Source organism: Polaromonas sp. P1_F9 (genome assembly GCF_056405615.1).
The window spans coordinates 496332-508952 of the sequence record NZ_JBFUBT010000003.1 but is presented as its reverse complement, the minus strand read 5'-3'; the positions used below and the strand labels follow the sequence as shown (position 1 = coordinate 508952).

Genomic DNA, 12621 nt, shown 5'->3' with positions numbered 1-12621 from the left:
TCTGGGCTTTGACCCGGAATGCAAAACGCCGGGTTTGTACCCGGCGTTTTGCGTTGCTCAGGGCTTGCCTCAGAACTTGATGCCGGCAGGGTTGCTGACGTTTGGCGGGGGGGCGGCTGGGGTAGCCGGAGCGCGGGGCGCCGGGCTTGCGGCAGGAGTGGCAGCTGCGGCCGGTTTGCTCACCACAACCAGGGGAGTAGCCGCAGCGTTCCGATAGCTGGGTGGCAATGTGGAAGTGGCCGGATAGCCTGCTGCGTTCAGGAATTGCGTCCACTCTGTGTCTGAAAACCCCTTGAGCTGCTGGCTGCCGATAGTTGCGAAGGGCAGGGACGCATCGCCACTGAGCCGTTGCAGGGCCTCAATGTCCTCATTGGTGTTGACGGTCTTTTCGCTGAAAGGAATACCACGGCTCATCAGCAAGGCGCGAGCGGAACCACAGGGAGCACATTTGTCGCCTGTATATAGCGTGACAGGGAATTTACTGGCGACTTGCCGCAATTCGAAAGGAAGACCTGCGGATGCTGCTCCAGCACTTGACCCTGCGTTGGCAGCGCTAACCTTGCCGCTGCTTGCCGCCGGCGGTGGCTGGTCCGAGAAGGTCACCTTCCCGTCCGGCCCAACGATACGGTAGACCTGCTGCGCGTGCGACGGCAGCGCCATAAAAATTAAGCTTCCGCCCAGCAGCAGCATGGCCAGCAGGGCATTTGGAGAGAAGGACCTAACAGCGTTTGATTTCATGGTTTCCTCGGTCAGTCTTGAACTTGAATTAAAGTGGCTTTGCCCAGGGCTCAGGCCATACCCTGGTGGCGCATCAGCGCGTCCAGCGTTGGCTCGCGGCCCCGGAAGGCCTTGAATGATTCCATGGCCGGACGGCTGCCGCCAGCCTCCAGGATGGCTTGCCGGTATTTTCGCCCTGTTTCTACATTAACGGTGCCTGCTTCTGTGCCGGTATCAGTGTTTGTACCTGCATTGGCGGCGGGAAGGGCGGATTCTTCAAAAGCGGCATAAGCGTCGGCGGACAGGACTTCAGCCCACTTGTAGCTGTAATAGCCGGCGGCATAGCCACCGGAAAAAATATGGCTGAATGTGTGCGCAGTACGGCTGTAGGCCGGGGCCGCGATGACGGCAACTTCCCGGCGTACTTCGTTCAGGAGATCCATCAGGTTGCCTGCCGGATCGTGGGAGGTGTGCAGCAACATGTCGAACAGTGAAAACTCGACCTGGCGCAGCGTCTGCATGCCGCTCTGGAAGTTTTTGGCGGCCAGCATCTTGTCGAACAGCTCGCGTGGCAGGGCGGCGCCGGTATCCACGTGGGCCGTCATGTGCTTGAGCACGTCCCACTCCCAGCAGAAGTTTTCCATGAACTGGCTGGGCAACTCGACCGCGTCCCATTCGACACCGCTGATGCCGGAAACGTCCCGCTCATTGACCTGGGTGAGCATGTGGTGCAGCCCGTGGCCGAACTCATGGAACAGCGTGGTCACGTCGTCGTGCGTGAGCAGGGCCGGTTTGCCGCCCACGCCCTCAGCGAAATTGCAGACGAGGTGCGCCACCGGGGTTTGCAACTGGCCGTTGTCGGGGCGTAGCCAGCGGGCGCGCACATCGTCCATCCAGGCGCCGCCACGTTTGCCGGTGCGAGCGGGCTGATCCAGATAGAACTGGCCCACCAGCTGGCCGTTGCGTTCGATACGGAAAAACTCTACGCCGGGCTTCCACACGGGTGCCGAGTCCTTGCGGATGGCGACTTCAAACAGGGTTTCCACGATCCTGAAGAGGCCTGCCAGCACCTTGGGGGCAGTGAAGTACTGTTTGACTTCCTGTTCACTGAATGCGTAGCGCGCTTCCTTGAGTTTTTCGCCGATGTAGGCGTAGTCCCAGGCCTGCGGGTCGGTCAGGCCCAGCTGGCTGGCGGCAAAGGCGCGCAGGTCGGCGACATCTTTTTCGGCATAGGGGCGGGCCCGCCGGGCAAGGTCGCGCAAAAACGTGATGACTTCATCAGGGGATTTGGCCATCTTGGCGACCACGGATACCTCACCGAAATTACGGTAGCCCAGCAGCTTTGCTTCTTCGAGGCGCAACGCAAGAATTTCTTTCATGATGGCGCTGTTGTCGAATTTGCTGAACTCGGGTGCGGCCTGGTCGCTGGCGCGGGTGGTGTAGGCCTTGTAGAGGGTCTCCCGCAGTTTGCTGCTGGTGGCGAACTGCATGACCGGCAGGTAGCTCGGCATTTTCAGGGTGAGGCGGTAGCCGGCCTTGCCTTCGGTTTCGGCCTGGCTGCGTGCGTTCTGGAGCACATCGGCGGGAATGCCGGCGACTTCGGCCTCCGTGGCGTAGTAGGCAAAAGCGTCGGTGGCGTCCAGTGCGTTTTCGCTGAATTTCTGGCTCAGCTCGGCCTGGCGTTCCTGGATCTCGGCAAAACGGTCGCGGTCTGCGCCCTTCAGTTCCGCGCCCGACAGCACAAAGTTGCGGATGGCATTTTTGTGCGCCTGGCGTTGCTCGGTGTTCAGGGTGGCCACGTCGATGGCTTTGTATTTGGCGTAAAGGCGCTCATCGGCGCCCAGGCGGGTCCAGAACTCGGTCACGCGCGGCAGGGCGGCGTTGTAGGCTGCGCGCAGCTCGGGCGTGTCGGCCACGCCATTGAGGTGGCTCACGGCGCCCCAGGCGCGGCCCAGGTTCTCGGTGGCTACGTCCAGCACGCCGGCGATGCCGCTCCAGGAGGCCGGAAAATCCGCTGCCGTGACCTGCTCAAGGGCGCTTTCGGCCCTGGCCAGCAGCTCGTCGAGGGCTGGCGCCACATGTTCGGGCTGAATCCGGTCAAACAGGGGAAGGTCGGAAAAATCGAGAAGGGGATTGGTCATGACGTACAGCTGTGGGCGAAAGTCTCGAATCTAAAGGCCTGGGGCTACCGGGCCAGGAGGAATGTGCCTGTCGGGGTGCTATCGGGGCAATTGCCCCGTGCCTTGCGGGCGGAGAACTCAGCCCTGTGCACTCTTCTTGACGCTTTTCAACTGGGGCTTTTTGGCGCGTTTGACGGTGCCGCCGGGCGTGAGGCGCTGGTTGCCGAGTACGCGCAGGGTTTTGACTTCAGGGCGCTGGCCGTAGCGGGAGCTGTTTTTCAGGACCTTGACATCACGGGGGCCGGGCATGCGGTCTTCATTGACCTTCTTTTCCTTTTCCGGCATGGGGCGCCACAGCACCAGCAGCTTGCCGATGTGCTGGATGGGGGCGGCGTTGAGTTCATCTGCCAGGGCCTGGAAAATCGCTTCTCGACCGGTGCGGTCGTCTGATTGAACCCGCACCTTGATGAGGCCGTGCGCGTTCAGGGCCGCGTCGGTTTCTTTCTTGACGGCAGCGGTCAGGCCATCGGAGCCGATCATCACCACTGCGTTCAGGTGATGGGCATCGGCGCGGTGATCCTTGCGCTGGGCGGGGGTAAGTTGTATTTGAGCCATGCCCCAATTATCGGGGGAGTCGGGAAGAGGACAATAGACCCCATGAAAGTAAATGCCAAGACCGACTTCAAACCCGGCACCCAGACCGACGCGAAGGCCGCTGCCAAAGCCGTATCGAAAGCCAGCGCGAAAGGGAAAAAGGTCAACAAGGCGTGGTTGCACGACCACATCAACGATCCCTACGTCAAGCTGGCCCAGAAAGAGGGCTACCGGGCCCGGGCCGCTTACAAATTGAAGGAAATTGATGAAACCTTCGGCCTGATCCGGCCGGGCGACTGTGTGGTCGACCTGGGCAGCACCCCCGGGGCATGGAGCCAGTACGTGAGGCGCAAGCTGTCGCCCACAGGCGCGGCGGCGGGGGAGCTCAATGGCCGCATCATCGGGCTGGACCTGCTGCCCATGGAGCCGATCGAGGGGGTGACGTTTATCCAGGGCGACTTCCGGGAGGCGGAGGTGCTGCAGAAGCTGGAGCAGGCGCTGGCCTCGTCCGAAGGGCAGATCCGGGTGGATCTTGTGATCTCCGACATGGCACCCAACCTGTCGGGTATTGAGTCGGCCGATGCCGCCCGCATTGCCCACCTGATAGAGCTGGCTGTGGAATTTGCCCAGAACCGGATGAAACCGGACGGCACCCTGGTGGTGAAGCTCTTTCACGGCAGCGGCTACGATCAGCTCGTGAAGCTTTTCAAGGACACCTTCAAGACGGTCAAGCCCCTGAAACCCAAGGCCTCGCGTCCCGGGTCGTCGGAGATTTTCCTGATTGGCAGAGGACTTAAAAGACGCGCTGACGCTGCACAATGAGTGTGATACGGTGGCAAAAATCACCTAAACCCGCTTCAAACATGGGGCTGGCAGGGGATTACGCGGTTTTTGCCCTTGAAACGCCTAAAATCAGGCGCATGTGACTTTTGTTCTTATACCGGAGTAGTCCTTGAACAATCAGTGGTTTTCCAAAATTGCAATCTGGCTGGTTATCGCCATGGTGCTGTTTACCGTATTCAAGCAATTTGATCCACGCGGTAGCGCCGGCTCGAACTACCTGGGTTACTCCGAATTCCTGGAAGAGGTGCGCGGCAAGCGCATCAAGCAGGCCACCATCGCCGAAGGCCAGGGCGGCACCGAGATTTCCGCCACCACGGTGGACGACCGCAAGGTCCGCACCACCGCAACCTACCTTGACCGCGGCCTCGTCGGCGACCTGATCGCCAACGACGTGAAGTTTGACGTCAAGCCCCGCGAAGAAACCTCCCTGCTCACCTCCCTTCTGATCAGCTGGGGCCCGATGCTGCTGCTGATCGGCGTGTGGATTTATTTCATGCGGCAGATGCAGGGCGGTGGCAAGGGCGGGGCTTTCAGTTTCGGTAAATCCAAGGCGCGCCTGCTCGATGAATCGACCAATCCGGTGACTTTTGCCGATGTGGCGGGCTGCGACGAGGCCAAGGAAGAAGTCAAGGAAGTGGTCGACTTCCTGAAAGACCCCGCCAAATTCCAGAAACTGGGCGGCCGCATTCCGCGTGGTTTGCTGCTGGTCGGCCCTCCGGGCACCGGTAAAACCCTGCTGGCCAAGAGCATTGCCGGCGAAGCCAAGGTTCCGTTTTTCTCGATTTCCGGCTCTGACTTCGTTGAAATGTTCGTCGGTGTGGGCGCGTCGCGTGTGCGCGACATGTTCGACAACGCCAAGAAAAACGCACCCTGCATCATCTTCATCGATGAAATCGACGCAGTCGGCCGCCAGCGCGGCGCGGGCCTGGGCGGCGGCAATGACGAACGCGAGCAGACCCTGAACCAGATGCTGGTCGAGATGGACGGCTTTGAAACCAATGTCGGCGTGATCGTGGTGGCTGCCACCAACCGTCCCGACATCCTGGACGCCGCCTTGTTGCGCCCCGGCCGTTTTGACCGCCAGGTCTATGTGACGCTGCCCGATATCCGCGGCCGCGAGCAAATCCTGAATGTGCACATGCGCAAGGTTCCACTCGGCCAGGATGTGAGCCCCGGGGTTATCGCCCGCGGCACGCCCGGCATGTCGGGCGCTGACCTGGCCAACCTGTGCAACGAAGCCGCCCTGATGGCCGCGCGCCGCAACGCGCGCACCGTCGAGATGCAGGACTTCGAAAAAGCCAAGGACAAGATCCTCATGGGTCCCGAGCGCAAGAGCATGGTCATGCCCGAAGAAGAGCGCCGCAACACGGCCTACCATGAGTCCGGCCACGCGCTGCTCGGCAAGATGTTGCCGAAGTGCGATCCGGTTCACAAGGTCACGATCATTCCGCGCGGCCGTGCGCTGGGCGTGACCATGAGCCTGCCGGCGCAAGACCGCTACAGCTATGACCGCGAGTACATGCTGAGCCAGATCAGCATGCTGTTTGGCGGCCGTATTGCCGAAGAAGTCTTCATGAACCAGATGACCACGGGCGCCAGCAACGACTTTGAACGTGCCACAGCGCTGGCCCGTGACATGGTCACCCGCTACGGCATGACCGAGGCCCTGGGCCCCATGGTGTATGCGGAAAATGAAGGCGAAGTGTTTTTGGGCCGTTCGGTCACCAAGACCAACAACATGAGCGAGTCGACCCTGCAAAAGGTGGACGGCGAAGTACGCCGCATCATCGACCAGCAGTACGCCCAGGCGCGCAAGCTGATCGAGGACAACCAGGACAAGATGCATGCCATGGCCAAGGCCTTGCTCGAATGGGAAACCATTGACGGCGACCAGCTGGACGACATCATGGCCGGCAAGGAACCCCGGCCGCCTAAAGACTGGACGCCGCGCAATTCGTCGGTAGGCGGCGGTAGCGGTCCCAGCGGCGGTACACCTGCTGTCAGTACCGATCCGGCACCTACGGTAGCCTGATTCCTCCGCAAGCATGAAGACGACTGCCAGGCAGTCATCACAACCGGGGCCAGTCCCCGGTTTTTTCATGGTGGAGAACATGGCTCCCGTGCTTGCCACTTTGTGCGGCTTCGGCAACGTACCGTTCCTTGCGCAGTATTGCATTGCGTACCGGCCTGTGGTTTAACCCTTCGTTCGTTTCGGGACATCCATCCATGATCTGGCAAACCTCCCGCTTTCAGATTGACCTGTCAAAGCCGCGCGTCATGGGTATCGTCAATGTCACACCGGACTCTTTTTCGGATGGGGGCAGGTATTTCATCAAGGGCGGTGGCTTTGCGGATGTCTTCGAGCACTGCGAGAAATTGATCCGGGATGGCGCCGACATGCTGGATATTGGCGGTGAATCAAGCCGGCCGGGTGCGCCGCCCGTGTCACTGGAGGAAGAGCTGGAGCGGGTGCTGCCGGTGGTTCGCCATGCGGTCAGCCTCGGCATGCCACTGTCGGTCGACACGTACAAACCTGAAGTGATGCAGGCTGTGCTCGACCTGGGCGCCGATGTCATCAACGACATCTGGGCCCTGCGCAAGCCGGGTGCGGTGCAAGTTGTGGCGCAGCACCCGAATTGCGGTGTCTGCCTGATGCACATGCACCGCGAACCGCAGACCATGCAGGTTGCTCCCATGGAGGGCGATGTGGTGCCGCAGGTGAGGGCTTTTCTGGAAAGCGCCGCATCTGGCCTGCAGGCCGCTGGCGTTGATAAATCCCGCATCGTGCTGGATGTGGGTGTGGGCTTTGGTAAAACCGTGGCGCAGAATTTCGCGTTGCTCGCGCGCCAGCAGGAATTCCTCGCCGCCGGCTACCCGCTGCTGGCAGCCTGGTCGCGCAAATCGTCTTTGGCCGCCGTGACCAGCACCTCGCTCGCAACTGTTGCCCAGCTCGACGTGACCGACCGCATGGTGCCCAGCGTGGCGGCAGCCGTGCTGGCGGTGGACCGTGGCGCCCGTATCGTGCGTGTGCATGACGTGCGTGAGACTGTACAGGCCCTGAAGGTATGGATGGCAGCGCGCTAGCAGTTTTGTCGCTATCCGGCAAAGATGGCGGCTTTGACTGACAAAGGGCTGTTCGGGGCCACCTAAAATAGGCCCCTGTTTCAAGAACAACAAGCTCCACAGGGACAAAACTCCATGACCAGAAAATACTTCGGCACCGACGGCATTCGCGGAACGGTGGGCCAGCCGCCCATAACGCCCGACTTCGTCTTACGGCTTGCGCACGCGGTCGGCAGGGTTCTTCGCAAGACCGAATCCCGTCCCACGGTACTGATCGGCAAGGACACCCGCATTTCCGGCTACATGCTGGAAAGCGCGCTGGAGTCCGGCTTTAACTCCGCCGGCGTCGATGTGGTGCTGCTCGGCCCCTTGCCCACGCCGGGTGTGGCTTACCTCACGCGGGCCCAGCGCGCCAGCCTGGGCGTCGTCATCAGCGCCAGCCACAACGCCTACCCCGACAACGGTATCAAATTTTTCAGCGCGCAGGGGACCAAACTCAGCGATGAATGGGAGCTGGCCGTGGAGGCCGCACTCGACGAGGCACCGGTATGGGCCGACTCTGCTACGCTGGGCAAAGCCCGCCGCCTCGATGACGCGGCCGGGCGCTACACAGAGTTCTGCAAGAGCACCTTTGCCAATGACCTGACGCTTCGCGGCCTGAAGATCGTGGTCGACGGCGCCCACGGTGCGGCCTATCACATCGCCCCCATGGTCTTTCATGAACTGGGCGCTGAAGTCATTGCCATCGGCTGTGCTCCCGACGGCCTCAACATCAACCACGAAGTCGGTGCGACGCACCCGGAGGCGCTGATCGCCAAGGTGAAGGCCAGCAAGGCGGACTACGGCATTGCGCTGGACGGCGACGCCGACCGGCTGCAGATCGTGGACGCCGAAGGCCGGCTCTTCAATGGCGACGAGGTGCTGTACCTGATGGTCAATGAGCGCCTGGCGCGCGGCGAAAAGGTGCCAGGCACCGTGGGCACCCTGATGACCAATATGGCCGTGGAAGTCGCGTTGAAAGCCAAGGGCGTGGAATTTGTACGCGCCAAGGTCGGTGATCGCTACGTGCTCGAGGAGCTTGAAAAACGCGGCTGGCTACTGGGCGGTGAGGGTTCGGGCCACCTGCTGGCACTCGACAAGCACACCACCGGTGACGGCCTCATCAGCGCGCTGCAGGTGTTGCAGGCCTGTGTGCGCAGCAAAAAAACGTTGGCCCAGCTGCTGAGCGATGTGGTGTTGTTCCCGCAGACGCTGGTCAATGTGCGCCTCAAGCCCGACCAGGACTGGAAGAGCAGCAAACCCCTGGCCGACATGACCAAAACGGTGGAAGCCGAGCTGGGCAACACGGGCCGCCTGTTGATTCGTGCCAGCGGCACCGAACCGCTGCTGCGTGTGATGGTCGAGGCGCGCGACGCAGCCCAGGCGAAAAGCTGCGCCGAGCGGGTGGCGGATACGGTGCGGTCCTGAGATTTCTTAAGAAAATTAAGGGAAAAGTGGCTGCAGTCCATTAAGCACGTGGGCAATTAGCTACTAAATCGATAGCACTTGGCCAAGCAAGCTAGAAGGCCTCGACGGCCTGCATCAAGCGTGCCCGCTCATCCGGCGTGAGCACTTTGGGCTGCACATGCGGCGTCCCATCATCCGGGTTAAAGAAGGGCGTGACCTTGTAGCTTCCATTGAGCCGGGTGCGTATCAACCTTGCCATGAACCCGAGAATAGCCATGGTGGTGCTGACCGCCATGCCCGTTGGCGTGCCCTTCGCGCTCTTCATGCCGACCTTCATGCGCACGGGGCCGAAAGCGCTGTCCAGGCTGGCCGAGGGATCTTGCAGGCAGTTGTGCAGCAGCCCGACATGCGAGACCTTGAAGTCGCGCGCCGTGTTGCCAATGGGCGTGTTGCAGCAGCTTGCATACCAGCGCAGCATGCCTCTGCCGCTGAGCGACATGCAGGTGAGTTTCGCCACGCCCTGGGTGAAAGTGACGTACTGGGGAAGGGTAGCGATCACATCTGATCCTCCCATCTCGTCCAGCATCTCGCCGGGTTTGCCCAGAAAGTGGGCGTAAGCCTGGCAGTCCTTGCAGTAGCAGATGCCGCGGCACACGGATTCAGTGTGGCTGACATGGCCTTGTAGAGTGCCACATTGACAGCGCAGTAGGTGGTTCATTGCCAGGAGCTTACCGCTTGCGAGGTAGAGCGTCTATTGAATGAGAGATGGATTTATCCATTGGCATCCTCACTGATATTGGCACTCCGGCGGCCGCGGAGCCCCGAGGCCATATTTGGCGACAGCATCTTGGACCAGGCGTGTACAACCTGGCGCCAGCGATTCGAGCAGAATGGATCGAGACGCAGGACATGTGTCCGGGTTGCCCTGAACCACCTTGCCTTGCTTGAAGCGGCAAGCGAGGGCCTCAGTATCTGTTTCATAGGCAGACCAAACCCGAACCGGATCACCGTCGATCACTTCGGTCAGGGAAAGCACGATCCATTTTTTACCCTCCGGAGCGAACAGCACCTGGCATCCGCTGTAGCGCGTGCCGATGTCCATGGTGCGGGGGTAGATGCGCAGGGTGATGCCGTGATTGGCTGTTTCACCGGCAGTTGCAGGCGGCAACGCCAGGTTGCAGTTCCTGCCTTTCGGCTTGCCGGCACCCGCCGCGTATACGGACAGTGAGCAAAGCAGCAAGCCTATGAAGAAGAGGACAACGCGCGCCACGGGCATGGAGTGCGCAGCCCGTCCGTGGATCGCCTCAAGCATTCTCAGCCTGCGACGGATAAAGGTGCTTGCAAAACCGCCACTCATGCACGGGCTGGTCATCAATATAGACCGTTGGCTTGGGTAGGTAAGCCTCGAAACAGTCGCTGATTTCGAGTTCAATCGCCGTAGTCCTGCAGTACTCGGCGCCTCCGGAACTCCAGAGAAACAAAGTCGCGCCTTCGGTTTTCAGCCGCCTGATCTGGGTAATCACCGCAGGCATCGGGATCCGCTTCGCCCCAACGGACCTGACCATGGTGTCATCGACATCTACAAAAACGACTTGTGGGGTCATGGATGTTGGGTCTCAGCTTTACCGCGGAGCATATGCGACGCCAGCAGCCAAAGCACGACCGGCAGCAAAAGCGCAGCAGCAGCGACTTCCGAAAGAATTGTGACGTTGGCAATCAGAGGATGAAACTCGATGGGCGCCAACGCATAGTGGCCCAGGCCATCAAAACCTAAGGCCGCATAAACAGCCATCAGCAGTAGACCCATAGCCACGAATTTTTTGCGCATGAGCAGCAGGCCAGCCACCCCCACCGAAGTGATGGCGGCCCACACCCCATAAACCTGCGCGCGTGTCAGCCAGGCGGGCAGGTTGGGGTATTCGCAGATGAACTCGGCGTTATGGCCGAAATGGCCGAGGCTGGTGAGGAAGTAGGCTGCCGTCAGGATGAGAAGCGGCTTCGGCAACTGCCGGAAATGGTGGAGGGTGTGCATTTCATCAAGAGCTTACCTGACAAGAAAGAAAGGGGCCACGCAGTATGTCAACGCCGGGGCGGCAAGCGCCAGCTTGAACAAGCGGCGTTTCCCCAAAGCCAGGGATGCCAGGCCCAGCAAAGAACCCAGGCAGGCCAGCCACCAGCCCAGAAGTGCGCCGCCAAACATGGCGGTCGCGCTTTCGCTGAACCCGGGACCGGTGTCTGGCCGAGGCGTAGCGGGCAACTGAAAGCTGGCGTTGTAGCCGCCGATGAAGGACAGAATCGCCAGCGTTCCGCAGGCAAGGGAAACCCAGGCCAGAATGACGGAAAACCTGTACATGCGTTCTGGTTCTCCGTGTCCTTCTGACCCTCAAGCCAGCGTATACGCCGTCTTCACCGTCGTGAAAAACTCCTGCGCATACTTGCCTTGCTCACGCGGGCCGTAGCTGGATCCTTTGCGACCGCCAAACGGCACGTGGTAATCCACGCCGGCGGTTGGCAGGTTGACCATGACCATGCCGGCCTGGCTGTGGCGCTTGAAGTGGGTCGCGTATTTGAGGCTGGTGGTGGCGATGCCGGCTGACAGGCCAAATGGCGTGTCGTTGGCGGTGGCCAGCGCGGCTTCGTAATCTTTCACCCGGATGATGCTGGCCACCGGGCCGAAAATTTCTTCGCGGTTGATGCGCATGCCGGCGGTGCTTTCGCTGAAAAGCGCCGGCGTCATGAAGTAGCCTTCGGCGCCGCTGCCGGTGTGGCAGCGCACGCGGTCACCGCCAAACGACAGCGTTGCGCCTTCCTGCTGACCGATGGCGATGTAGCTTAAATCCTGCTCCAGCTGGGCTTGCGAAGAAACCGGGCCGATGTCGGTTCCGGCCGTCAGGGCGTCGCCCACCTTGATGCGGGCCATGCGTTCCTGCAGCGCCTTGACGAAAGCAGGGTAAATGCCTTCGGTCACGATGAGGCGGCTCGACGCCGTGCAGCGTTGTCCGGTGGAGTAAAAAGCGCTCTGTGCGCTGAGTTCCACGGCCTGGGTCAGGTCGGCGTCGTCCAGGATGACCTGTGGGTTCTTGCCGCCCATTTCGAGCTGCACCTTCTTGAGGTTTTTCGCGCAAACCTCAGCAATGCGGCTGCCCACACCGACCGAACCGGTAAAGCTGATGGCATTGACGCCCGGATGGTTGACCAGCGCGTCGCCGATGACGCGGCCGGGCCCCATCACCAGGTTGAATACGCCCGCCGGAATACCCGAGCGCGAGATGATTTCGGCCAGGGCCCAGGCACTGCCTGGAACCAGGTCTGCCGGCTTGAGTACCACGCAATTGCCGAAGGCCAGCGCCGGCGCAATTTTCCAGGCCGGGATGGCGATGGGGAAATTCCACGGCGTGATCAGGCCGACGACGCCCACGGGTTCACGCGTGATTTCCACGCCGATGCCCGGGCGAACCGACGGCATGGTTTCACCGCCCAGGCGCAGGCATTCGCCAGCAAAAAATTTGAAGATGTGGCCAGCGCGCGTAGCCTCGCCAATGCCTTCGGGCTTGGTTTTGCCTTCCTCGCGCGAGAGCAGGGTGCCCAGCTCTTCGCGGCGCGCCAGAATTTCAGTGCCGATCTTGTCGAGTGCATCCGAACGGGCCTGGATGCCCGAGGTGGACCAGGCCGGAAAGGCGGCCTGCGCGGCCTGGACCGCGGCATCCAGCCCTGCCGCGTCGGCCTGCGTGTACTCCCCAATGATGTCGGCGAGGTTGCTGGGGTTCAGGTTGGGGCTGTAGCTGCTGCCAGCCAGCCATTGGCCGGCGATGAGGTTGTCGTGTTTGGTGGTCATGAG

At 61.2% G+C, this 12621-nt stretch carries 13 protein-coding genes; 4 read left to right on the top strand and 9 right to left on the bottom strand.

What is annotated here, in order from left to right:
• Positions 1–69 precede the first annotated feature (69 nt).
• From AC1DYR_RS11390 to AC1DYR_RS11380, 3 genes are all read right to left on the bottom strand, one after another.
• Positions 70–738: a glutaredoxin family protein gene (locus AC1DYR_RS11390; RefSeq protein WP_477705198.1), complete on the bottom strand. Its 669-nt coding sequence runs from the start codon at positions 736–738 to the stop codon at positions 70–72.
• 50 nt (positions 739–788) lie between these two features.
• The gene (locus AC1DYR_RS11385; protein ID WP_477705197.1) at positions 789–2858 is read right to left on the bottom strand and encodes a M3 family metallopeptidase; all 2070 of its coding nucleotides are present in this window, start codon (positions 2856–2858) and stop codon (positions 789–791) included.
• 117 nt (positions 2859–2975) lie between these two features.
• On the bottom strand, positions 2976–3452 hold the full coding sequence (locus AC1DYR_RS11380) for a YhbY family RNA-binding protein (protein WP_477705196.1): 477 nt from the start codon (positions 3450–3452) through the stop codon (positions 2976–2978).
• A gap of 42 nt (positions 3453–3494) precedes the next feature.
• Here AC1DYR_RS11380 and AC1DYR_RS11375 point away from each other — a divergent pair, with 42 nt between their 5' ends.
• The 4 genes from AC1DYR_RS11375 to glmM all read left to right on the top strand — a co-directional run bounded on the left by AC1DYR_RS11375 (position 3495) and on the right by glmM (position 8804).
• Positions 3495–4253 carry an RlmE family RNA methyltransferase gene (locus AC1DYR_RS11375; protein WP_457278728.1) on the top strand — a complete coding sequence of 253 codons (759 nt, stop codon included), beginning with the start codon at positions 3495–3497 and terminating at the stop codon, positions 4251–4253.
• 130 nt (positions 4254–4383) lie between these two features.
• Positions 4384–6306, top strand: coding sequence for an ATP-dependent zinc metalloprotease FtsH (ftsH, locus tag AC1DYR_RS11370; protein ID WP_457278727.1), 1923 nt, complete (start codon positions 4384–4386; stop codon positions 6304–6306).
• Between the two features lie 194 nt (positions 6307–6500).
• Entirely contained in the window at positions 6501–7358 is an 858-nt protein-coding gene (gene folP / locus AC1DYR_RS11365; RefSeq protein ID WP_477705195.1) for a dihydropteroate synthase, read from the top strand.
• Between the two features lie 114 nt (positions 7359–7472).
• Positions 7473–8804 carry a phosphoglucosamine mutase gene (glmM, locus tag AC1DYR_RS11360; protein ID WP_477705194.1) on the top strand — a complete coding sequence of 444 codons (1332 nt, stop codon included), beginning with the start codon at positions 7473–7475 and terminating at the stop codon, positions 8802–8804.
• 91 nt (positions 8805–8895) lie between these two features.
• Here the strand turns inward: glmM and AC1DYR_RS11355 are convergent, their stop codons facing one another.
• The 6 genes from AC1DYR_RS11355 to AC1DYR_RS11330 all read right to left on the bottom strand — a co-directional run bounded on the left by AC1DYR_RS11355 (position 8896) and on the right by AC1DYR_RS11330 (position 12618).
• Positions 8896–9501 carry a DUF6151 family protein gene (locus AC1DYR_RS11355; protein ID WP_477705193.1) on the bottom strand — a complete coding sequence of 202 codons (606 nt, stop codon included), beginning with the start codon at positions 9499–9501 and terminating at the stop codon, positions 8896–8898.
• 69 nt (positions 9502–9570) lie between these two features.
• Positions 9571–10095 carry a hypothetical protein gene (locus AC1DYR_RS11350; protein ID WP_477705192.1) on the bottom strand — a complete coding sequence of 175 codons (525 nt, stop codon included), beginning with the start codon at positions 10093–10095 and terminating at the stop codon, positions 9571–9573.
• Positions 10088–10387 (bottom strand): DUF705 domain-containing protein, encoded by a 300-nt coding sequence (locus AC1DYR_RS11345; RefSeq protein ID WP_477705191.1) that lies wholly within the window; start codon positions 10385–10387, stop codon positions 10088–10090. Before AC1DYR_RS11345 ends, AC1DYR_RS11350 begins: the two co-directional genes overlap by 8 nt.
• A complete protein-coding gene (locus AC1DYR_RS11340; protein ID WP_477705190.1) occupies positions 10384–10815 on the bottom strand; it encodes a hypothetical protein in 432 nt (143 codons plus the stop codon). The genes AC1DYR_RS11345 and AC1DYR_RS11340 overlap by 4 nt, the downstream gene beginning before the upstream one ends.
• 12 nt (positions 10816–10827) lie before the next feature.
• A complete protein-coding gene (locus AC1DYR_RS11335) occupies positions 10828–11136 on the bottom strand; it encodes a hypothetical protein (RefSeq protein WP_477705189.1) in 309 nt (102 codons plus the stop codon).
• Between the two features lie 30 nt (positions 11137–11166).
• Positions 11167–12618 carry an aldehyde dehydrogenase family protein gene (locus AC1DYR_RS11330; RefSeq protein WP_477705188.1) on the bottom strand — a complete coding sequence of 484 codons (1452 nt, stop codon included), beginning with the start codon at positions 12616–12618 and terminating at the stop codon, positions 11167–11169.
• Positions 12619–12621 lie beyond the last annotated feature (3 nt).

Coding starts and splice junctions, on each gene's coding strand:
- glmM (WP_477705194.1), top strand. CDS start 7,473: ATGACCAGAAAATACTTCGGCACCGACGGCATTCGCGGAACGGTGGGC.
- AC1DYR_RS11375 (WP_457278728.1), top strand. CDS start 3,495: ATGAAAGTAAATGCCAAGACCGACTTCAAACCCGGCACCCAGACCGAC.
- AC1DYR_RS11340 (WP_477705190.1), bottom strand. CDS start 10,815: ATGCACACCCTCCACCATTTCCGGCAGTTGCCGAAGCCGCTTCTCATC.
- AC1DYR_RS11330 (WP_477705188.1), bottom strand. CDS start 12,618: ATGACCACCAAACACGACAACCTCATCGCCGGCCAATGGCTGGCTGGC.
- folP (WP_477705195.1), top strand. CDS start 6,501: ATGATCTGGCAAACCTCCCGCTTTCAGATTGACCTGTCAAAGCCGCGC.
- AC1DYR_RS11355 (WP_477705193.1), bottom strand. CDS start 9,501: ATGAACCACCTACTGCGCTGTCAATGTGGCACTCTACAAGGCCATGTC.
- AC1DYR_RS11380 (WP_477705196.1), bottom strand. CDS start 3,452: ATGGCTCAAATACAACTTACCCCCGCCCAGCGCAAGGATCACCGCGCC.
- AC1DYR_RS11345 (WP_477705191.1), bottom strand. CDS start 10,387: ATGACCCCACAAGTCGTTTTTGTAGATGTCGATGACACCATGGTCAGG.
- AC1DYR_RS11350 (WP_477705192.1), bottom strand. CDS start 10,095: ATGCTTGAGGCGATCCACGGACGGGCTGCGCACTCCATGCCCGTGGCG.
- AC1DYR_RS11335 (WP_477705189.1), bottom strand. CDS start 11,136: ATGTACAGGTTTTCCGTCATTCTGGCCTGGGTTTCCCTTGCCTGCGGA.
- AC1DYR_RS11390 (WP_477705198.1), bottom strand. CDS start 738: ATGAAATCAAACGCTGTTAGGTCCTTCTCTCCAAATGCCCTGCTGGCC.
- AC1DYR_RS11385 (WP_477705197.1), bottom strand. CDS start 2,858: ATGACCAATCCCCTTCTCGATTTTTCCGACCTTCCCCTGTTTGACCGG.